This is a genomic window from Parapedobacter sp. GCM10030251 (assembly GCF_042666505.1).
Classification (GTDB): Bacteria; Bacteroidota; Bacteroidia; order Sphingobacteriales; family Sphingobacteriaceae; genus Parapedobacter.
Genome location: NZ_JBHTDN010000003.1, coordinates 469,784 through 492,492 on the forward strand (window position 1 = coordinate 469,784; position 22,709 = coordinate 492,492).

Annotated in this window: 16 protein-coding genes; 2 read left to right on the top strand and 14 right to left on the bottom strand. The window is 47.0% G+C overall.

From position 1 onward, the window contains the following. Positions 1 to 7 precede the first annotated feature (7 nt). The 5 genes from ACFQRK_RS11115 to ACFQRK_RS11135 form a co-directional block, all read right to left on the bottom strand. A complete protein-coding gene (locus ACFQRK_RS11115; protein WP_379006562.1) occupies positions 8 to 3,337 on the bottom strand; it encodes a TonB-dependent receptor in 3,330 nt (1,109 codons plus the stop codon). 179 nt (positions 3,338 to 3,516) lie between these two features. Beyond that, positions 3,517 to 4,713, bottom strand: coding sequence for a FecR family protein (locus tag ACFQRK_RS11120; RefSeq protein WP_379006563.1), 1,197 nt, complete (start codon positions 4,711 to 4,713; stop codon positions 3,517 to 3,519). 100 nt (positions 4,714 to 4,813) lie between these two features. Next, positions 4,814 to 5,419 (bottom strand): RNA polymerase sigma factor, encoded by a 606-nt coding sequence (locus ACFQRK_RS11125; protein WP_379006565.1) that lies wholly within the window; start codon positions 5,417 to 5,419, stop codon positions 4,814 to 4,816. Positions 5,420 to 5,494: 75 nt separating this feature from the next. Further along, positions 5,495 to 7,789, bottom strand: a complete 2,295-nt coding sequence (locus ACFQRK_RS11130; protein WP_379006567.1) for a DUF6259 domain-containing protein — start codon at positions 7,787 to 7,789, stop codon at positions 5,495 to 5,497. A gap of 20 nt (positions 7,790 to 7,809) precedes the next feature. Beyond that, positions 7,810 to 9,672: a beta-galactosidase gene (locus ACFQRK_RS11135; RefSeq protein ID WP_379006570.1), complete on the bottom strand. Its 1,863-nt coding sequence runs from the start codon at positions 9,670 to 9,672 to the stop codon at positions 7,810 to 7,812. A gap of 202 nt (positions 9,673 to 9,874) precedes the next feature. Here ACFQRK_RS11135 and ACFQRK_RS11140 point away from each other — a divergent pair, with 202 nt between their 5' ends. After that, on the top strand, positions 9,875 to 10,660 hold the full coding sequence (locus ACFQRK_RS11140) for an SDR family oxidoreductase (protein ID WP_379006573.1): 786 nt from the start codon (positions 9,875 to 9,877) through the stop codon (positions 10,658 to 10,660). Between the two features lie 11 nt (positions 10,661 to 10,671). Here ACFQRK_RS11140 and recA read toward each other — a convergent pair whose 3' ends face one another. The 4 genes from recA to ACFQRK_RS11160 all read right to left on the bottom strand — a co-directional run bounded on the left by recA (position 10,672) and on the right by ACFQRK_RS11160 (position 14,364). Next, entirely contained in the window at positions 10,672 to 11,679 is a 1,008-nt protein-coding gene (gene recA / locus ACFQRK_RS11145; RefSeq protein ID WP_379006575.1) for a recombinase RecA, read from the bottom strand. 108 nt (positions 11,680 to 11,787) lie between these two features. Next, positions 11,788 to 12,438 carry an endonuclease III gene (gene nth / locus ACFQRK_RS11150; RefSeq protein ID WP_379006578.1) on the bottom strand — a complete coding sequence of 217 codons (651 nt, stop codon included), beginning with the start codon at positions 12,436 to 12,438 and terminating at the stop codon, positions 11,788 to 11,790. A gap of 8 nt (positions 12,439 to 12,446) precedes the next feature. After that, on the bottom strand, positions 12,447 to 12,650 hold the full coding sequence (locus ACFQRK_RS11155) for a hypothetical protein (protein WP_379006580.1): 204 nt from the start codon (positions 12,648 to 12,650) through the stop codon (positions 12,447 to 12,449). Between the two features lie 82 nt (positions 12,651 to 12,732). After that, on the bottom strand, positions 12,733 to 14,364 hold the full coding sequence (locus ACFQRK_RS11160; protein WP_379006581.1) for a S8 family peptidase: 1,632 nt from the start codon (positions 14,362 to 14,364) through the stop codon (positions 12,733 to 12,735). A 202-nt stretch (positions 14,365 to 14,566) separates the two neighbouring features. On the opposite strand from ACFQRK_RS11160, the gene ACFQRK_RS11165 reads away from it, so the two are divergent. Further along, on the top strand, positions 14,567 to 16,738 hold the full coding sequence (locus tag ACFQRK_RS11165; protein ID WP_379006583.1) for a S9 family peptidase: 2,172 nt from the start codon (positions 14,567 to 14,569) through the stop codon (positions 16,736 to 16,738). A gap of 83 nt (positions 16,739 to 16,821) precedes the next feature. Here the strand turns inward: ACFQRK_RS11165 and nrdF are convergent, their stop codons facing one another. The 5 genes from nrdF to ACFQRK_RS11190 form a co-directional block, all read right to left on the bottom strand. Continuing rightward, on the bottom strand, positions 16,822 to 17,805 hold the full coding sequence (gene nrdF / locus ACFQRK_RS11170) for a class 1b ribonucleoside-diphosphate reductase subunit beta (RefSeq protein ID WP_379006586.1): 984 nt from the start codon (positions 17,803 to 17,805) through the stop codon (positions 16,822 to 16,824). Positions 17,806 to 17,872: 67 nt separating this feature from the next. Continuing rightward, the gene (gene nrdE / locus ACFQRK_RS11175; RefSeq protein WP_379006589.1) at positions 17,873 to 19,978 is read right to left on the bottom strand and encodes a class 1b ribonucleoside-diphosphate reductase subunit alpha; all 2,106 of its coding nucleotides are present in this window, start codon (positions 19,976 to 19,978) and stop codon (positions 17,873 to 17,875) included. Continuing rightward, on the bottom strand, positions 19,935 to 20,345 hold the full coding sequence (gene nrdI, locus ACFQRK_RS11180; protein ID WP_379006591.1) for a class Ib ribonucleoside-diphosphate reductase assembly flavoprotein NrdI: 411 nt from the start codon (positions 20,343 to 20,345) through the stop codon (positions 19,935 to 19,937). The genes nrdE and nrdI overlap by 44 nt, the downstream gene beginning before the upstream one ends. A 99-nt stretch (positions 20,346 to 20,444) precedes the next feature. Continuing rightward, on the bottom strand, positions 20,445 to 20,681 hold the full coding sequence (locus ACFQRK_RS11185) for a glutaredoxin family protein (protein WP_379006593.1): 237 nt from the start codon (positions 20,679 to 20,681) through the stop codon (positions 20,445 to 20,447). A gap of 331 nt (positions 20,682 to 21,012) precedes the next feature. Next, positions 21,013 to 22,698: a SusD/RagB family nutrient-binding outer membrane lipoprotein gene (locus ACFQRK_RS11190; RefSeq protein WP_379006594.1), complete on the bottom strand. Its 1,686-nt coding sequence runs from the start codon at positions 22,696 to 22,698 to the stop codon at positions 21,013 to 21,015. Positions 22,699 to 22,709 lie beyond the last annotated feature (11 nt).

Consider the following 22,709-nt stretch of genomic DNA (forward strand, 5'->3'; position numbering starts at 1 on the left):
TAATGCTTTACAGTTGGAGATTTAATCCGAAGGTGTAAGATTTTAATAAAGGTCCATTGCTGTTTCCTGTACCCCCCGGACCTCTTCCGCCTCCTCCAAACTCAGGATCCCAGCCTGTCCAATTTGTCCAAGTAAAAAGGTTTTTACCACTGACAAATAACCTCAAATTTTGAATCTTGATTTTTTCCAGCATCGAGTTTGGCAGGTCGTAGCCGAGCGAAATATCTTGCAGTCGGACAAAGCTGCGCGATTGGTAGAAACCATAGTTCAAAGGGTTGCCATAGTTGATGGCGGGATAATTATTGATGGGGTTTTCGGGAGTCCAATAAGGAACGTCGAGTGTGTTTGCCTCGTAATAAAAATTTCTCCCTATGTTGATTGGTTGATTTGGACTTTGACCACCCTGACGAATGTTAAGCAACACCATGAACGAGAATTGCTTAAAGAAAAACGTATTGGTTATCCCAGCCAAAAAGCCAGGTTGGGAAGAGCTCAACACTTTTCGGTCTGCAGGGGTAATCGCTCCATCGCCATCCACGTCCAAGAATTTGACGTCACCGGGCTTGGAACCGGGAAGCAGGGAAAAGTCGTCATCGCCTTCTTGGTAAATTCCGTTGAAAACATAATCAAAGTTAGCGGCAAGGGGATGCCCGATAAACCATCCACTAGCTATATCATCGTCTTCAACGCCATCTCCGTCAAGATCATTTCCCGTAAGTTTTAATATTTTATTCCGATTCAATGAAAACGCAATGCGGGTGTCCCAACTGAACCTTCCTTTTTGTATGTTTACCGTATTTAGCGAGAATTCAAATCCTTTGTTTTCCGTTTCTCCAATATTCCGCAAGAATGAGGTGAATCCCGTCATGTTGGGGATGCGCTGTCGCAACAACAGATTATAGGTATTACTATGGTACAATTCAATTGACCCGTTCACGCGACTTGAAAACAACTCAAAGTCGACGCCAAAGTTGGTGCTTGTGGTCGTTTCCCAACCAAGATCCGGATTGCGCATGGAGGATGTGTAGAGTCCTACCGACGGTGACCCTCCATCTCCAAACACATAATTTGTCTGATTGACAGCGCTAAGAGATGAATACCTATCTACGCCTCTGTTTCCATTTCTGCCCCAGGATAATCTTACTTTCAGGCTGTTGATGTGTGGGTTATCTGTCAGGAAAGATTCCTCGGAAAGAATCCAGCTGACTCCGGCCGAGGGAAAAAGCCCATATTTTTTTCCCTTACCGAAAGCGGAGAAACCGTCTCGTCGAAGTGTGGCGTCAATAATGTATTTCCCTTTATACCGATATCCAGCTCTTCCCATCATGGACAGTTGTTGATCTTCGCCTGCATCCGTATTGATCGTGAAGTTTTCTCCGATTTCTAGGGAATTATAACCCAAAGCATCATTAAATATATTGTCGCTGCTGAGTTTTGCACTATTGCTCGCAGATTTATAGGCTCCGTACATCAATGTTAAATTAAAGCCGTGATCAATGGCAAATGTGCGGTCGTAACGCAATATGTTTTCTACCGTTAGGTTTCGGGATTCGGAGTAGGATTGGTCTCCACTTCCCAAATTGAAAAACTCTCCCCGATTGAAAGTAGGTTTGTAATTGAACACCTTATTATTTCTCTGCGTATACCCGGTGTTCAGTCGGAAGGTAAGGCCTTCCAACGGAAGTTTGATGTCCGCATACGTGTTTGAAAATAAAGTGTTCGTTTTGTCCAGATTATCATTTAAAAGGGCACTCATAAGCGGGTTTCTAACTTGGCCTACGTTCATCGGCAAAGGTCGCGGAACCCCGTCCTCATAATAGAGGTCCGCATAAGGACTTAAAAACGTCGTAAGCGCCAAATCTGCACGGACCCCCGAGTTGTCTTTAGCCGAGTATCCGGAGTTGGTGCCAATACTGAGCCAATCGGTTACGTCCACATTTAAGTTGACCCTGGCGCCAAGCCGCTTAAAGTTATCACCCATTACCGGCGATTTGATGCCTGAATAAGAGCCAGAAAAATAGTAAGTAAACACATTGCTCCTGCCGGATACACTTAATTCGTTACTGTGAACCGGCGCTTTCTGCTTTATTTCATCAAACGGATTAATCGTCCGACCGGCATCGATGTTGGCTTGTTCCAACGGACTGAACGGGATCGGGCCCCCGTCTGCTTTTTCGGCATCTTTCCTTACCTGGAGGTATTTTTCGGCATCGAGATATTTGGGTATATGAGCAAAGTCCGAAACTCCATAATACGAGTTAAGGGAAATCCTCGGTCTATCGGTAGTTCCCTTTTTCGTTGTAATCAATATTACGCCATTGGCTGCCAACGATCCATAGATCGCTGAGGCGCTCGCGTCTTTTAGGATATCGATTGACTCAATATCGCTGGAGTTGATATCAGATAGGCTACCGCCCGCATAAATAATTCCATCTAAAACGATAAGGGGATTGTTGCTAGCGGAAATGGAATTGGCACCTCGAATCCGAATTGTACCATCTGATCCGGGTCGTCCATTGTCTGTAATGTTTACTCCCGCAACGGTTCCTCTCAAATTTTGCACCGGATTAATATTGGGTTGTTGTCGGCTTTGATCGAGATTGACACGAGTCACAGCACCTGTTAAATCTCTTTTTTGGGCGGTACCATAGCCTACCACAATTACCTCCTCTAGATCACTAACAGAAGGAGTCATGATGACGTCAATGGTTTGCCGGTTTCCTATGGATTGCTCCACGGTGTTGTAACCGAGCATAGAAAACACCAACGTGCCGTCATCCGCGGACATACTTACGCGATAGCGGCCCGCAGCATCGGTTTTGGTGGCTATGCGGGTTCCTCGGATGGATACCGTCACACCTTCTAACGGACTGCCCGTCGCATCTTTGACCGACCCGGTTAGTTCGGACTGCGGTTCGAGGGTCATTTCATTTAAGGCGACCTGTTTCGGTTTAGGCCGTGTGATTCGGTTCACTAAAATGGTTTTATCCTCGATGTTGTAAGTAAACGGCTGATCGGCGAACAATCTATCTAAGAACTTCGTTATTTCTTGGTTACTAGCTGAGATTGTCACGGGCTTCGCGCGTTGTAATTCCTTGTAATTATACAAGATCACGTAACCGGTTTGCCGTTCGACGGCCTGAAATATCCTTTCCAGCGACGTCTGTTTGGTATTCATCGTGATGGTCTGTGAATACGTACGTGCCTGTAACTGGAGGCAGGTGATACACAATAAGACGTAACTTACTTTGACCATAAGGATTTGCCGTAAGATGGATTTTTGGGTATACAGCTTAGGAGGTAGGCAAAAGCCTTCCAAGCCTCGCTTTTTATTCATAATTTTGTTATGCTAGGTCATACTTTGGTGAACGAATTCGATTTGTCACATAAAAGGGTAAATCATAGCACATCGCAGGGCAAGTGGCGTCAACACTTCCCTGCTTTTCTATGAATACCGACAGGGGGTTATGGCGGTGTTTTGATCATATAATCCTGAATTTAGTTTACATATTAGTGTCAAGGAGTTTCTTTTGAAACGCCGTATAAGATTAATGTCCGATCTGACTTCATTTCGGATTTGATATGAAAGTCCTTTGCAAGGAAATTGAGGAAGGTAGCCAGCTTTACGCCTCGGCTCATTTTTCCTCCTAAATAACCTTGAGGTATCTCACCTTCATAAACGATTCGAATATTATACCAGCGTTCAACCTGTTTCAACGATTCGTCGATGCTGAGTCCGTGAAAATTAAACAGGCCATTTTTCCAGGCGATTGCTGATTCGGGATTAACGTCCTTTACGATGATTTCATTTTGGTTATCGTTCACTATGCCCTGTTGATTTGGAGTAAGCATGCGGCTTACCCCTTTTGGCTGTTTACCCGACGTGTTAATGCGTACGGATCCTGTCAATACGGTTGTTTTCGTGACCGTTTCATTGCTATACGCATTAATGTTGAATGAAGTGCCTAGGACCTCAATACGTTGCTTAGCTGTAGTAACGATGAATGGTTTTTCCGGGTCTTTCGCTACCTCGAAATAAGCCTCGCCTTCAAGGGTGACTTCTCGCGTGTTTTTATCGCTGAATTTAATCGGATAGGTCAATGTGCTGGCGGCGTTGAGCATCACCCGGGTACCGTCTGATAAAGTGATTTGATATTGACCTCCATTGGGTGTGGTAAGTTGAAGAGAACTCATTTCCGTATTTTCTCGACCGTCGAAGACCGTACTGCCGTCGAGGTACGTGATGCCATTGCCAACCACAATTCCACTTTTTCTCGTACTTAAATCAATGCTTCGCCCATTTGCCAGCGTGAGCGTTGCCCGGTTTCCACCGGGCAGTACGCGTTCGGGTGTCAGGGCGATTGTTGACTCGCCCTGATAAGGTTGGGTTTGAATAACGTACAGACCGATAGACAAGAAAGCCAATACCAATGCTGCCGCCGCTGAAACCCGCCACCAGATTTGCCCTTTTTTTTGAGATAATTTGACTTGTATTTTTGCCTGAATCTGGGGATATAGATGAGAAACGCGTGCTTGGATAAAGTCGACATCGATCTCATCGGGTTCGTCATCCACTGCCTGAAGGATGGTCGCTTTAAAGTCTTCATCTTCCAGCTTGGCAAGGGCCGAGAAAAGCCGATCAAATTCCTCGCGACTTACCTGTTTATTTAAATAGGCAGTTAACAAACTAACGATTGCTTTGCGATTCTCCAAGAGTGATAAGTTTATAATCCGTTTGTTGTCCTATACGTACAAGCCGGAAAATCACACTATTGGGAAAAAGAAAAAAAATGGAAATGTGCTGAAATACAGATTAATAAATATTGCAGGAAAGGAGGAGCGAGAGGATGATCACTTGTTCCCCCCGAGCCGATTGGAGCACATAATTTTTGATTTCCTTAATGGCTTTTACCAATTGGTTACTGACAGTGGAGACAGAAATTCCCAGTAATTCGGCCACCTCCTGATAACTTTTGTCTTCTAGTTTGCACAGGATGAGAATCTGTTTCCGCTTTGGGGGTAACTGCTCAATAGCAGTTGAAATCAGCTGCCGCTGTTCTTTGGCTAAAAATGTCTCTTCGGTGTGCAGATAAAAGCTTATGGTGCTTGCCCATAGTTCCTGTTGCAGGGCTTTGTCTCGACTTATCCTGCGGAAGACGTCAATTGCTAAATGGTCGGCAATGCGGTACAAATAGGTGGTGAATGCTTGTTCAGGATCGATTTGCCCGCGCTTTTCCCACAGCTTCAAAAAAGTGTCTTGTAAGATTTCTTCGACTGTATCCGTGTCCTTCAATAGACGCAATAGTCGTTGGTAAAGTATCGGGGCGAAGATTTTGTATATCTTTCCAAAAGCAATGGCATCTCCATTACGCAGCATGCGTAACAAGTCGGTATCGACTTTTGGTGATGGATGCGGCATAATTGGAAATTTTATCAAACATACGCATTTTTGAAAAAATATGCGATGGACAGGTCGGAGTGAGCAGCCGGATAATTAGTTAATGGGTACAAATTCCACGAAGCAAATTCCTCTCGGGGGTAACGAAAACGAAATCGGCGACGGGCTGTCGCGATATTCCCCAAGCTTTCGCTTTCCATTTTCATCGTGTAAATAAATCATACCGCTATCTCCGATCTCATATTCAGTTGGGTTTACCACGAAGTCTACTTCGTAATCCAACCCGCTAATACTTGCTAAGGCTATGGCCACATTTCCCGCTTTGGACCTCCACGCCGAGGTGTACACAAGAGGAAATGTGTCTTCGAAGCGGGTAACGTTTCCGCTGCGACCCGCATAAATTGAAAGGCGTGAAATCGGGATGTTCCCTGCTGGGATCTCAAGGTACGGGGCTCTCAGGAATTCACCGAAAACAAAATAATCCAGTCCAGCCTGGCGAACACGAGCCAGTCGCTCAACGAAGTCGATCTCCTCCTTCCGAAGGGTATCCAAAAAGGGTTGATAGTTGGCAATCATGGGCTGCATACCCCAAACAAACGACCGCGCCTGCTCCATCAAAAACTGATTGTTAAATTCGGGATTCAACGGCGTTTCGGTATCATCGGGCGCTTGCTCCTGAGGCCATTTCTCGTCATAAGGCGGCGTTAGCAAAGACGAATAATTCCCAAATGTGATCCCATATTCGTGATATACACTTTGAAAAAGGGGAATCGTTTGCCAACCATGCACGCCGGCGTAACGCTCCTTACTCACTTGCAATGCTAGAAATAAATCCAAGTGGGGCAACCAATTCTCTCCCACACCCTCACCGGCCAATGCCTGCGTTCCGCCTTTAGGAAAATTAGCCCGTATCAACCGGTTTTTTTGCTCCACGTGCGCCATCCAGTAATTTCCTCCGCCAACGGAGTGATGATGGGTGGGATCGTAGCATCGCCTGTTTAGACAGATCTGATCCATATAGATTCCACCTACCCCATATGCGTTTATTGCAGTATCGACAAGCGACGCGTATTTTTGCTTCCAAAAATCCGTTGCTTCACACATATTGGTCAGTGCTTTGTTGGTGAAAATATTATAAACATGGCTAAGCATTTGTCCGTCTATATCTTTCACGGCAAACCGTTCGGCCCCTTCGTCCACCCAACTTTGGGTTGATGGTCCCCACTTTAATGCATTCATATAAACCAGCGCATTAACCTCTTTTCGGCGGGCTTTGTTTACCGATTTTTTAAACGCATTGCTGCCATCCCGTGGTGGAAAATATTCTGGAAATGAGTCGTCGTATGACCCGCCGTGCCACCAGTGCCATAACACACTGACGCGGCTATCGAGCCGCTTACGCAAAGCCATGGCCGGAGGCAGGACATTCGCCGCATGTCCTCGGTTCCATACCCAATAACTCGTGTTTTGGATCCAGTCAGGCACCTTTCCGTTGGCCAGGCGACTCTCCCGGCACCAACGCTGCTCTTCAGCCCAACGCTTATATATTTGGGCCGCCGTTAACCAATCGCCATTAAATCCACCGATCAAAAAAGCATAAGGCGGCTCGTAAGATGTCAGCTGTGGCTCATAGGCAGGATAGTTGTCAACACTGTATACCAACATTCCGGTGGTATCCAACGCTATCCTAAATGTCTTGCTATAAGCAAGTGAATCGTCACTGGCTAGGTAAATACCTGCACCATGCGGATTATACAATGTCAAAAATTGCATCGACATCTGGCCGGGATATTCCCACTCAAACCCATTCCCGCCAGGTGTCAACACTTCACGCGGTGATTTGAGCAGTGCACCCATCCAATCGGGCGCTGCGAGTTCTTCTTCTCCCAAATTCTTCAGCCCTGCTACACGCGGAAACGTTACTTTACGAATTAACATCCCACCGATACCATCAACCCGGATACGCCAGGTAGACATTGCCGAATCAGGTATCAAGCCGATATAAGCCGTAACGCGGAAATCAGCTGGAAGTCCTTCAAACCGCGTCCAGGTTAGTTCCAAACCGCTGGCGGTCCGCAAAGTTGAAAACCCCGAAGCCGTACGTGCATCAATGCGCTTGGCGATTCCCGGCGCATCGATGGTAATCTCCCACGGTGACCCTCCCGACATGATCTCATTGACCAGAAAAGGCGTGTTTTCCGTCATGAACATCATTTCTTCGAGTTCGCCGTTAGCATCTTTGAAGGCTAGTGTGAATTTACCGTTTGATAAACGCTCGCCGTTGCCTATCACTTGCGTGCAACCCGTACGGATACCGACAAAGATTGAAATCAGTAAACATACAAAAAACGACACGGTGCTTCGGTTTACCGTATATAAGCAGATTTTCATAGTTGCCGCGTTAAGTGATTTCATTGTACTATCTTAAAAATCCGGGTCGATTTCGCTTTCATGGTTATTTCAAATGAATCCCCCATGGCGATTGTTTCTTTTGAATCCGGATCCACTACCTTGGTCTTGAATGGTAACCTAATCAATTTGTCACCGCCATTAGCAGAATGCAGACAGATCCACCCCCGTCCTGCATACAAAACATCCTGTCCCCCGTCCACATAACAATGTACACCCGCCCTGTCAAGTAAATCACGGATTTCTAAAGCATCCCAATGGATCTTCGCTTCCTTTTGCTGCACCTGTCCATCGGGTTGGTATACCCTGGATTGGCCGCCATCTGTCCAAACAACCCAAACGCCCTGATTAGTGGCTTCATCCAGGTACGATTGCTCGTTCTCCGTCAATGACAACAGCCCCATATACCACGCGACCTGATATCCTCCCTCTTTAACCGCATCCAGGTCTTCGCGCAGATACAGATCATACGGTGCGCCGATTTTGCCTAAAGCGTACCGGTTATGCAATAAGTTGTCCGTGAGTCTGCCAAAGGAAGCGTCCATCGCACCAAGCTTTTCGTCAACAATCACAGCTACTTTAGGCGCCATCGCCGGAAACGATTCGTCCGGATAGCGCTCGAAAAAGCGCTGTCCAGATGCGATGATATGCATCAATTTGGGATCGCTGAACCAGCCTCCCCACATATCAAACCACCACCCGCCGTAACCATAGGCCAACATCCTTCCGAGATTCTTCCATAGCAAGGCTTCAGATTCTTCCATCGATTCAGGCCCTAACCAAACGCCATCTGTATACGCGGTTCCTTCGGGAGCGATATGCGGTGCCCGATCACGTAACATCGTAGTGATCGACGTACGCGTATCGTTTTCCGCTAACCATAACTTGCCGTGCAATTGCACGGATTTGATGGCGGCAAATGGAGCCCAATCCTCGCCGGCGACGCGCCGATAGTCATTTGGACTGGACAGGTAGTCTAAATCAGGACATCGAAGCAATTTAGACAAGGAGCCATGCCCCCGGCGGAGATCACTCACAAAGTAATGATAGCCATAAAAAGCACCCGTCAATAACCTACCGCGGCTTGCTTTCTTAACAATACGGCAGAAATACGCGATGTTGTCAGCTGTGGTCTCTCCATGGAAAACGAAGGTGTCGAATACTTGGCCCGCAGTGTCGGGATCGCGCCACCGATCGGTTCTTACCTTTCCGCTGATGTCACCCAACCCGGCGCTTTCAAATGTCACGTCATTACGATTCCAAGATGTCCTCAAACGCTTGACATCGCCTGCATACCGCCTCCGCAGCCATTTCCTGAAACTTTCAAGCCTTAGGGGGCTTTCATCGTAAAACTCCTCTTTGAAATGGTACATCCATTCCTCGGTAAAACCGCCTGCCACATGGATGCCAATAAGATGTTTGGCATAAGGCGATCGTTCTAACCATTTCACCAATTTTGCCAATACCTTACCGGCGTCTTCCCTCCAACGCGTGCTATACATGCTGGTCCGAAACGTAGAACCATCGGGTTGCAGGCTTACACTTTCTGGATGCAGTTCCTCCCACCATATGGGTGCGTCCAGGTGGATCCGGATGATTGCCAACGCATTGGAATCCGCGGCGATCAGTTCATCGAAATCTTTACAAATACTCGTATAGTCCAATTCATTTTCGCCTACCCAAATCGGTGACCGGAAGGGTTTTATACCCGAAACGGAATTGATGCCCCGATCACCTAAATAAGCAGGAATGTTGTATAAATGCAGCCCTGCCTTTTCCATCTCCTGATAAAACGGGCGATCGCCAAGGTAGGACATATAGGCGTAAGGAGGGTAGGGAGCCCCATTAACAAAAAGAGTAGGCACATTCTCCCGATTTTTCACTTCCGCTAGCGGCAAATGCATTTGACACTGTGCGCAGAGCAACCCTAGGAATAAACTGGCAATACGATAAACGGCCCTCATCTGGTTAATGTCGCAAGCAAACTTAGGTAAAATTGCGTTATATACAAATCGATGATAGGAATGACATGTAATGACTTACCTTTGTTCAAGAACGGTAATTGCCATGAATATCTCTTTACAAAATAAACACGCCCTTATCTGCGGCAGCACGCAAGGCATTGGGTTGGCAGTAGCAAAGGAATTGGCTTCATTGGGTGCTACCTGTATTTTATTGGCGCGCAATGAACAGAAACTGCAGGCGGTAATCGGCGAACTTCCTATTCCGAATCAGCAATCCCACGTGTACGAGGTAGCTGATTTTCGCAATTCCGAGGCCGTTCGCGTAGCGGTTACAAGAGTGGTTGAGCGTTTTCCGGTAGCCATTTTGATCAATAATACAGGCGGCCCACCCGCCGGCGCCATTACAGAAGCGGATCCGATCGCCTTTGAAGAAGCTTTCCGGCAACATGTAGTCTGCAATCAGCTATTGGCCAATGCAGTATTGCCCGCCATGAAATCCGTTGGGTATGGTCGGGTTATCAACATCATCTCCACATCGGTCAAAACACCGCTGCCGAACCTCGGTGTATCCAACACCATCCGCGCAGCGGTAGCGTCCTGGGCTAAGACGTTGGCCAATGAAATCGGGTCATTCGGAATAACCGTTAACAATGTGTTGCCGGGCTCGACCTACACGCAAAGGCTTGAAGCATTGATGAAACAAAGCGCCCAGGCGAGCGGTCAATCAATCGATGAAGTCGAGAAGAAAATGAAAGATGCCATCCCATTGAAACGCATCGGGCAGCCGGACGAAATTGCCAATGTAGTGGCATTTCTAGCTTCGCCTGCGGCTTCTTATGTCAATGGAATAAGCATCCCTGTGGATGGCGGAAAGACGCCGAGTATATAAAAAAGGAGCAGTTATTGCTCCTCCAATTTTTCGGCAGTTACTTCTGCTTTGATTTTTGCTTCCAACTCATCCATCAGATCCGGATTGTCAAGCAGTAATGTTTTTACGGCATCGCGTCCCTGACCAAGTTTGGTGTCGCCATAGCTGAACCAGGAACCGGACTTCTTGATGATGTTGAAATCCACACCCAGGTCAATGATTTCACCGGCTTTGGAAATGCCTTCTCCGAATAAGATATCAAATTCCGCAACACGGAAGGGAGGGGCAACTTTATTTTTGACAATCTTAACCTTTACCCGGTTTCCGGATACCTCATCTGCATCTTTGATTTGCGCCATACGGCGGATATCCAGTCGCACCGAAGCATAGAATTTCAGCGCATTTCCTCCGGTAGTGGTCTCTGGATTGCCGAACATCACACCGATCTTTTCGCGTAGCTGGTTGATGAAAATACAACAGCAGTTGGTTTTGGAGATTGTACCGGTAAGTTTTCTCAAGGCTTGGGACATCAGTCTGGCCTGCAAGCCCATTTTGGAATCACCCATTTCACCCTCAATCTCACCTTTAGGTACCAAAGCCGCCACGGAGTCGATGACAATCACATCAATGGCTCCGGACCGGATCAGATTGTCCGCGATTTCCAACGCCTGTTCACCATTGTCAGGTTGGGAAATGAGGAGATTTTCGATATCGACGCCCAGCTTCTTTGCATAATATTTATCAAACGCATGTTCCGCATCGATGATGGCTGCAATACCTCCCTTTTTCTGGGATTCTGCGATGATATGGGTCGCCAACGTCGTTTTACCGGAAGATTCGGGGCCATAAATCTCAATGACACGGCCTTTGGGAACGCCGCCTATGCCCAACGCGATGTCCAACCCAATGGAACCGGTAGAAATGGCGTCAATCGGCTCAACGGCCGAATCTCCCAATTTCATGATGGTACCCTTTCCGTAGGATTTCTCTAATTTATCTAAAGTAAGCTGTAAGGCTTTTAATTTTTCTTGGTTGCTCATAGTTTTAGTAATTAATGGTTCAAAGGTATGATAAATAATTTTGTTTTACTAATTTTTTTCGCTTTATCTATTGAAAATCAATTTCCACTTTCCGCTTTCAATCAGTAATCACTGCTTACGGCTTACCACTTTCTCGAAGTATCTGCACATCCACGTGATCGGGCATTCTTCGCACTTCGGCCTGCGGGCAATACAGATATATCGGCCATGTAAAATTAGCCAATGATGGGCAATTGCCAAAGTGTCTTTCGGTAAATATTTAACCAACTGTTTTTCTACCGCCAGCGGCGTTTTGGCATTATCTGTAAGCCCGATGCGATTGGCGACACGGAATACATGGGTATCCACGGCGATGGCGGGCATGTTATAGACGACAGACGCAATGACGTTCGCAGTCTTGCGACCTACACCGGGGAGTTTTTGCAGCGCTTCAACGGTTTCGGGTACTGTACCGCCGAAGTCGGTTACCAATTTTTGCGCCATGCCGACCAAGTGCTTGGCTTTATTGTTGGGATAGCTCACGCTCCGGATGAAGCTATATACTTCGTCGGGAGAGCTTGCAGCCAAGCTTTCGGCGTCGGGAAAGCGACGGAATAATGCCGGGGTTACTTGGTTGATCCGTTTGTCGGTACATTGTGCGGAAAGAATGACCGCCACGAGCAACTCAAAGGGATTGCTATAGTTTAATTCGGTCTGAGCATCTGGATTGTGGGTGGAAAAATAGTCGACAAATGCCCGGTATCGGTCCTTCTTGAGCATGACGCTATTTACATCAATGACGCTTGTTCTGCTTTTGAATAAGATGTGATTCGGTGTATGCTGCTTGGATGTGGTTGACGTAGCAAGGCATCCATTTCGCTTTTCAGGAAATCGTAAAACAACTCATCGTCAAGATCCAGCCTAAGAGCTTCCCGCTCTATTTTCCGGATGATACCCTGTGAGGAAGGTTTGGAAGTATACGTTTCTGTCATAAGCATCCGTTATTTTATTGCATATATGTTTTATAACGCCATAAATGCGGGATTAGTATAGCGAGCCGATGCGTTTGTAGGTTTATTTCTTCCTAGCAGATTCTGACGCTTTCTGCTCAGCCAGCTGCAGGGCCTTAAATGCATTGACGATGCCACCTGTCACACAGATTTCATTCATGGAAACCCGCATGTTCCGTCCATCAGGACCCTTAACTTTTACACGTTGGTCGACACGGGTAACGGATTGCATAATCACGCGCTTTACTTCCATGGCGGGTAGCTGGGGGTAGTAAGAACGTATCAACGCAGCCAAGCCCGCTACTACCGGGGAAGCCATACTGGTACCCTGTTGATCTTCATAGGTCGATCCGGGCATGGTAGAATGAATCGATACACCCGGGGCAAATACATCAACGGAACGGCGGCCATAGTTGGAAAAAGAGGCTACTAAATCGCCATCATTTTTCCACGACGATGCGCCTACTTCAATCCAGGCGCCCGCCTCGCCCATGTTAATGCCGAGGCTGTCCACGTAATTTCGATTCGGGAAGTTGGGATTTGCATCATTGTCCTGACCTTCATTTCCCGCTGCATGAACGAGAAGGACGTCGTTCTCCAGGGCAAAGCGTACCGCGTCGTCAACGACCTGCTTGTCTTTGGCAAAGGCTTTGCCAAAACTCATGTTGATGACCTTGGCACCGTTTTCGACCGCATAACGGATGGAATTGGCGACGTCTTTGTCCCGTTCGTCTCCGTCAGGTACCGTTCGGATGGCCATGATGCGCACGTTGTCGGCTACGCCTTTGATGCCGACGTCATTCGTGCGTACCGCGCCGATAATACCCGCCACGTGTGTTCCGTGTTCGGCATCCGGCCCAGTTACATCTGCATTTCCATAATACCGCTCACGGCTGTTTTCATAATCATCCCCGACGATGTCACGGGGATCGAATTCTTTGTTCAAATGATAGTTAACTTGATTGTTGTAGTGCTTAACGCCGTCTTCTAAGTCCTTGTAGAATTTGCTGAAATCGGGTTCATCTTTCAGCTCTTTTTTGATGATCTTCAATGCGAGCTTTTCGAAATCACCTTCCGGTTTATAACGATCGAAATCAGCAAGCGTAGGCTTCTCTTTTCCCATTTTCGTCAGCATGGAATCTACCGTACGCTTCAACCCGGTATAGTTTATCTGACCAAAACGGGCTTCCTGCATTTTATTGGCGTAATAGGTGACCATCTTCTGGTATTCGGAAAATTCGCGGCGCTCCTCACCATCCATGGGTGTAGAAGGCAACACCGATAAATATTTTGGCTCGAGTTCTCTGACCAGCCGGGTTACCTCGAGGTTGTCGTAATGTACATTTTCTCCCTTGGCATTGCCCAGAAAGTTCCATCCGTATTTGTCGTTGATGTAGCCGTTGCCATCTTCGTCTTTGCCCGTTGATGCACTATCCTTTTCGTTGATCCACATGACGTCCCTGAGATCTTCGTGGTTTACATCCACCCCACCATCAATGACCGCCACTGTCACGGGCGTGCTTTTTTTGCCTTTCAGTAAAAGCTCGTACGCTTTTTCCGTACTAATGCCCATGACTCCATCGCGCTCATAGTCGAGGTTGAACCAATTAGCGGGTGGCTTTTCATTTGTTTGACCAAGCGAAAATAAAGGCAGAAGTGCGAGAATGAGTGTATTAATGTGATTCCGAAACGTCATATACGTGCAGTCTTTGTGTGCGCAGCAAACTTAGATAAATTCGTTTTTATATGCAATTTAATCACATGTATATAAAGCGAATATATCGTTCTCCAATATATTGCATTGCCATCTGGCATTTGGTAAAGTTTGATAAATATCGTTTGAAAAGGTTTAACTATACCAGATAATTCTTTCATTTGTATTGGTTAATATGCACGCCATGAATGCCAGACTTGTATTACTATCTAAACTTTCGTCACTATTGCTAATGAGTACAATCGCGATCTCCTGCATGCAGGACAAACCTCACCGGAAAGCCTACGAATGGCCTCAAATTGATGCCCCCGTCGCAGTAACACGCCCCTATATCAGGTCACTACACGGGGATACGGTCGTAGACCCTTACTACTGGTTGAACGATTATTTCAAGAAAGGCCCGGATTCGTCGGCTGTAATTGACTATCTGGAGGCGGAAAACGCGTATACAGACGCTATGATGAAGGGTACGGAAACACTGCAAGCTCAGCTATTTGACGAGATGAAGGCCCGGATCAAAGAACAGGACGAGTCTGTGCCCTATTTTAAAAACGGGTACTATTACTATACACGTACAGAAGAAGGCAGGCAGTATTTCAAGTTCTGCCGTAAAAAGGGGGGCTTGGATGCACCTGAAGAAGTCTTGCTCGACGTGGACGCAATGGCGGAGGGATACCCGTATTATGCGGTGGGTGGATTCAATGTGAGTCCGGATAATAAATTGCTTGCCTACGGCGTGGACACGGTGTCGCGACGGCAGTATACCATCCACGTCAAAAACCTGGAAACCGGAGAGGTCCTATCGGACGCCATTCCGGGTACTTCAGGTGGGTCAGTTTGGGCGAATGATAACCGGACGCTGTTTTATACCAAAAACAATGCGGCGACTTTGCTTACCGAAAAGATTATGCGGCATACCTTAGGAGCGGATAGTGACAACGACCAGGTGGTTTACCACGAGTCCGACAACACGAATTACATTGGGGTGGGCAAAGCCAAATCCGGTAAATTCATTTATATTTATTCCGGCGGCACCTTGTCTTCCGAAACCCGTTACCTCGATGCAGAGGATCCGATGGGTACCTTCAAGATCTTTCAGCCCCGAATGCCGGAAGTATTGTATAGCGTGACGGCACTTGCCGACCGCTTTCTGATCGTTACCAACCAAAATGCAAAGAACTTCAAGCTGATGGAATGTCCGTTTGACCAAACCGGACAAGAGCATTGGAAAGAGGTCATTCCACACAGACCGGATGTGCTGCTGGAAGACGTGGATGAATTCCGGGATTTCCTCGTGGTATCCGAGCGCAAAAATGGCCTGATCCAATTGGCGATCCGTAATCTGAAGGATGGCTCCCAACATTACCTGGATTTTGGCGAGGAAGCCTACACTGCCTATCCCTCGAACAATCCGGAGTATAACACCACTACGCTGCGTTATGGCTACACCTCGCTTACTACGCCATCATCCACATACGATTATGACATGAATACCCACGAAAAGACCCTGCTGAAACAACAGGAGGTAGTCGGGGGATACAACGTGGCGGATTATCGCACCGAACGCTTGTATGCAACCGCTAAGGATGGAACTCAGATCCCCATCTCACTGGTGTATAAGCAAGGTTTTAAGAAAGATGGCAATGCGCCCCTGCTGCTATATGGATACGGGGCGTACGGTGCGACGATGGATCCGTCGTTTAGCTCCAGCCGGCTCAGCCTACTGAACCGTGGCTTTGTGTTCGCCATTGCGCATATTCGAGGTGGGCAGGAAATGGGGCGTGAATGGTATGAAGACGGCAAGATGATGAAAAAGAAAAATACATTTACCGATTTCATTGATTGCGGACAGTTTCTGGTGGATGAAAAATATACCTCATCGGCGCACCTGTATGCCATGGGAGGCAGTGCGGGTGGATTGTTGATGGGAGCAGTAGCCAATATGGCACCTGATCTCTGGCATGGGATTGTTGCCCAGGTGCCGTTTGTAGACGTGGTCAATACCATGCTGGATGCCTCGATTCCGCTGACGACCAATGAATACGATGAATGGGGTAACCCAAATGATAAAGAGGCTTACGAATATATAAAAAGCTATTCGCCGTACGAGAATATCGAACCGAAAGCCTATCCGAATATGCTGGTCACAACCGGATTGCACGATAGCCAGGTGCAATACTTTGAACCGGCAAAATGGGTAGCCAAGTTGCGGACAATTAAGACCGATGACCATGTACTGCTACTGAAAACAGAAATGGATTATGGGCATGGCGGGGCCTCCGGGCGTTTTGACTACCTGAAAGAAATTGCGTTGGAATATTCGTTTCTATTTGCGTTGGAAGGAATGGTTGAGTAAGAGTGGGGAAGAAGAGAACGAGGAAGGAGGGAACTCACAGGCTCACAAGTTCCCTACTCCCTTGTTTAGCAGATTTTATCGAATCAGACGGCGATAGACGTATCCATCACGAAATCTTCATCCCGAAGGTGTACGATTTCAGTAGCTTTTTCGTAGTTAGTGGACTTCTTGGAAAAGAAATCGTGCTGGGTGGTTTCTACATTGAGGCCGTTCAGCACAATCGGATTCACGCGTTTCACCTCAAAAATGGGTTCAAACCCAAGGTTCATAAGCGCCTTGTTGGCGTTGTAGCGTACATATTCTTTCACTTCTGCCGTAAGCCCCACATCGGTATAAATCTCTTCGGTATACTTTAATTCATTTTCGTACAGGTCGTTCATCAGGCTGACCAATTTCTCCTTGGACTTCTCGGGATTAGGCAGCTTTTTATATACATCCTGTGCCAATAGGCCGACAAACACTCCATGGATGGATTCATCTGCAATGATTTTCTTGATGATATCCGCGCTGGCAACCATATGTCCCTGCCCGCAAAGCCACAAGGGAATGAAGAAACCGCTATAGAATAAAAATGACTCCAACAGTACGGATGCGCACAGTCCCATAAACAAGTCTTCCTTGCTGATATCCGTGTCTGCTAACCTCCGGTAATATTTGTCGATTGTCGATGCCTTGAATTGCAGGTATTTATTCTGTTGAACCCAATTGAATATGTCTTCAATATCCTGGGAGGTCGCGACGGTCGTGAAGATGGTCGAATACGATTTTGCATGGATGGCTTCCATCATGCACATATAGGCCAGTACCGATTTGTTTTGCAGCGAATCGATGTGGTCCATGATTTTGGGCATGCCGGTATTGCTTTGAAGCGTGTCCAAAAGCGTTAATCCACCCAACGCTTTTTTATAGCATTCCCGCATTTCGGGCGACAGAGCTTTCCAGCTATCGATATCCTTCGAGGGAATGTATTCGGTATCTATCCAGAATTGCTTGATGTTCTGTTCCCAAAACATCAGGGCGTAATCGTTTTCCGGTTCGTTCCAGTTGACCGCTTTATATTGTTTCATTTTTACTTAGACGTTAGATTTGAGACTCACTGCTTATTAACTCACCACGCTGGCTGCCGACCGGCAGTTACGCTGAACACGAAACGCATTCATCGATAGTTGATTTGCGTGTACGTGTGTAGTAAAGCGATTTCAATCCCACCTTATGACCATATATGTAATAACGTGCCAAATCTCGGGTACTGTCCTTAGAGTTGGTATGCAAAATCGTGGATATACCCTGATCTACGTGCCGTTGAATTACCGAAACGAGGCGCAATACCTTCATCTGATCCATGTCGTATGCCGACTTGTAATAGAAGTAATTCTCGTTGGTCAGATATGGCATAGGGTAGTAGGTGGTGCTATCGCCGTATTCACGGACTTCGATCGTGTCGACAATCGGCATCACCGAAGCGGTTGCGTTCATGATGTACGAAGTCGATTGATTCGGGGCGATGGCAATCCGGTACGCATGGTAAATGCCATGCTCCTGAACCTGCTGTTTCAACGTGTCCCAATCCTCCTTGGTAGGGATGTCGATGCCGGCAAACAATTCCGTTACTTTGATGGTGGTAGGGAAGTAATCCTTGCTAACGTACTTGTCAAAATACGAACCGTCGGCGTAGGCTGTTTTCTCGAAGCCCTCGAATGTCACGCCCCGTTCGCGTGCGATCTCCATGGAGGCCTGTAACGAATAATAGTTGACCATCATGAAGAACACATTGGCAAAATCCAATGCTTCTTCGCTTTCATACATGATGAAGTTCTTGGCAAGGTATCCGTGTAGATTCATGGCACCCAACCCCACGCTATGTAATTCGCGGTTCGCTTTTTGGATCGACGGAACCATGGCAATATCCGTTACATCCGATACCATTGTCAACGCGCGCATGGCGGTCTTTACCGATTGCTCGATGCGCTTGTTATCCATTACGGTAGCGATATTGAGTGAACCGAGATTACATGAAATCCCATAACGGATAGTATCTTCCTGTCCGTAAATGTTGATGTCCGACACTTCGGAAATCTGCATGATTTCGGTGCATAGGTTAGAGAATTTCACTTTGCCAATGCCATTCAGCGCATGTTGGCGGTTGGCATTTTCTTTGAAAAAGATATAGGGATAGCCGCTTTCCTTTTGCGTCTGTGCAATTTTGACCAACAGGTGGCGAGCGTTTATTTTTCTTTTCTTGATCTTCGGGTTGGTGACCAATTCGTCATACATTTCATCCATATCCAACTCATCCAGATATTTGCCATACTCCTGCATCACCGTATGCGGATAAATAAGGTAGCAAGGCTCGTCTTTGGCGGCCAATTCCATGAATTTATCGGGAACAACTACACCGATGGAGAGCGATTTGATGCGCACCTTTTCATCTACGTTGATTTTCTTGCAGTCGAGAAATTCCTCGATATCCGAGTGGAAGATGTTAAGGTATACAGCGCCGGCTCCCGGACGCTGGCCAAGCTGGTTGGCATAAGAGAACGTATCTTCCAAAATTTTCATGATGGGGAGCACTCCGCCTGCGCGGCCTTCCACACCTTTGATAGCCTCACCACGGGCACGGATTTTTGAGATGTTGAAGGATACACCACCGCCAATCGACGACAGTTTCATCGCTGAGTCCACCGCATATCCGATGCCATTGAGGTTGTCACCAATCTCATCTAGGAAACAAGAAACCAGTTCGCCGGAGCGTTTTTTCCCCGCGTTGAGAAACGTAGGTGTCGCAGGCTGGTATTCCTGGTTAATGAGCAATTCGGCGTACTGAAGCGCCTGCTCTACGCCTTCGTGGCGCGCAAGAAACAGGGAAACAGCGGCAACGCGGTCTTCGTAGCGTTCCAGGAATTTCTCGCCCGAATCATCGCGCAGGGCATAGCTCTGGAAAAACTTAAATGCGCTCATGAACGACGGAAAGCGGAATTTCTTGGCATTGATAAAGTTGTACACCCGCTCCATCTCTTCAAAGGTGAACCACTCATAGAAATTGATGTAATAATCGTTTTCGATGAGGTAGTCGATCTTTTCCTTTAATGTGTAGAAAAAGACCGTGTTCTTATTTACATACTCCAGGAAATAAGCACGCACGGCTTCCTTATCCTTATGTAGGCTGAACTCATCATCATGTTTGATCATGATTTCGTTATTGAGCAAAATCCAGCTCTTTGCTACGTCTTTTGTTACCATAATGTTTCCCTTTAATAATCGCGATAAATTCATTAACATCTTCTTGGGTGCCTGACAGTTCAAATTTCAGGGCCAAGGGAATGCCATATTCGGTTGCAATTTTTTCGCCTGCCATGGCGAAATTCCTTCCCCAATTCCGGTTTCCGCTTGACGATACCGAGAGAAGAAACCTGCTTGCCGATTGTAAAAAGCTTTTCGTGGTTTCGGGTACTTCTCCAAATCGGGTCGTGAAGGTTACCAAGTGTCCTTCTTGCTGCACCTCCAGGTCGGGTTGGATTTTTTGGACAGTCCATCCCGTCAATTCCGCTACTTTCTCCATGAACCGCGCTACATTGCCTGTCTTACTGTCGTAATATATCCATTCCATGTGCCAACCTTTTTAGATGCTGAACCCCCGCAAATCTGAGGGGGTTGCCTTTATTTTATATAGTCCGTTTCCGGTGATCCGATTGTCGGATGATGCTATTTATTGAATAGCCAGAGCAGAAAGCTCTTCCGGTTTGAATCCGATGATTCGTTGGGTCTCTTGATCCTGATTGAGGACGATAACCGTTGGCACCGTACGTACCTTGTATTGGATGGCCAATTCCGGTTTATCAAACGGATTTACTTTTTCATAAGTGATGCCCTTGCGGTCGAGGAACTCGGACACTTGGTTGCAAGGTGCACAATCGTTTTTTTCGAATTTAATAATCCGTGTCATAGCAAATAAGATTTTATAGTTCAACACTAATCGGATCCTGGATGTTTCAACCGGTAGATTCCGATAACTTTTGTTGCAGTGGTTGGTAAGTTGTAGCCTTGAACAAATATCAGCTATTTAATTTCAGGACGGTAGGAATTGTTATCAACAGATGTTGAATTATTCACATTGTGGAGAAGTGATGTGAGCTTTTGGTTGATTAATTTATTGGTTATCAGAATTTTATATCATTTATTTGCCTAATTTGACATCTGTAGGTGGATAACCGTCCGGCTATTTCGGTATACTTCTTGATACGATATCCCGAATAGCCGGACGGCAAAAAAGGCGATCAATCTCCCCCTCCAAATGCCGGTGCATTTTTGTCATACCATACGCGCTCTTGACTCAACGTCTGTGCGTCCACAGCCCGGAGTGTAAAGTCCTGCTCCTGATAAGCCTGTTCCCAATTCGCACGGTTGACTTCACCGGGATCACTTATTCCGAAACGCCGGGGTATCGGTTCGTTAAACGGTTCCATCGGATAGTACGTTGATCCGGTACGCGGATACCCCGTGCGGCGGCAGAGCACATAGGCCTCGTTGGGCAGCCGGAAAAAACTCAGGTATGCCTGAATATAGATTCGCTCTAGGTCATTCCCGCCGCCCAGCACCACTTCAGGATGCTGCTGGTATGCCTGGATTTCGGCGGTCCCATCGCCTGTGAACCCGAGGGATGAGCCAGCTTCCCGGGCTACCTCGTTCATCGTCACGATGGAAGATGCAATGCCCTTGTTGTACCAATCGGATAGGGATCCTTTGGTATCGATGCCGGCTCCATAGCCTTTTTGGATAAACTCCGCAATATAAAAGCAGGTTTCGGCATAAGAGACCAAAACATGCAGCGCATTTCCGGTAGCTCCGTTTAGTTTGGGCGATAAAAATAGCCGGTTGACCGGCGAAATCAAGAAGTAGCGACTGTATTGGCCGACTTGAAAAGCGTTGCTCATCCATTGGGTCACGCTTTGGTCGGTCGTCCAATCTGCGGGTCCTCCCTGATACATCACGAGCGGATCATTTGGATCAATGAATGCAGGTAATTGAACATTGTATTTGGCGAGGGTATCGCGAAAAGAGCCTGTAAGATCATTTTGATCGAAATAAATCCGGATACGCGGATCGGCGGATTTTTTCATGAAGCGGACCATTTGTCTATTGGCGTATCGGCGGCTGCGGTAGTCCACATCGGCACCCAGAAATGCTTGGGTCGGATTGAGGTATTGCAATTGTGCATCGTTGCCGTCGATGGGGCCGGTGGCGTCCTGCATCACTTGTTGGAAAATGCGGCGTGTTGCTTCGCTATCTTGGTTTTCAAGACGTGCGGCAATCCGCAGCTTGAGCGTATTGGCGAGCTTTATCCATTTCACCCAATCGCCTTGGTAATAGATGTCGGCATCGCCATAACTTTCCTGGTCCGGCAGGTTCGGGTTAGCGAGTGATTGAATTGCGTTATCCAGTTCATCGAGCCAGCGCGTAAACAATGCCTGTTGAGGGTCAAATACCGGATCGAATTTGCCTTCATACCGAGCGAGCAGGGCTTCCGAATACGGGATAGATCCATTCATGTCGGTTACTCGTACGCCATAATAGACACCCAGTATATAGGTAACTGCGCCCATTTTCTGATAGCGCTCTTTGTCCTGTTTTAGATCGATTTGGTGCCGGATTTCAATCAGATTCGGAAGAATGTCGGCATAATACGCGCGGTAGCGGGAATTTACGCTGCCAGATAATTCATAAGGACTTGCGCTTACCTGTTGGGTGTATCGCATCAATTGCTCCAGGCTTTCCCAGATCCATTCGGTGGTTGACGGGGGCAGCCGATCGGCCGTATAGGTAAATAAATATTTCACGTCGGGCTGGGTCACCAGGTTCGGGTCGGTATTTATTTCCCCGAAGTTTTTGGTACAGGCATTCAGCAGGAATACGATGGAGACCAAGCAGATGCCGAATTTATAAGGATTGATGAATGTTTTCATAATTGCAAACT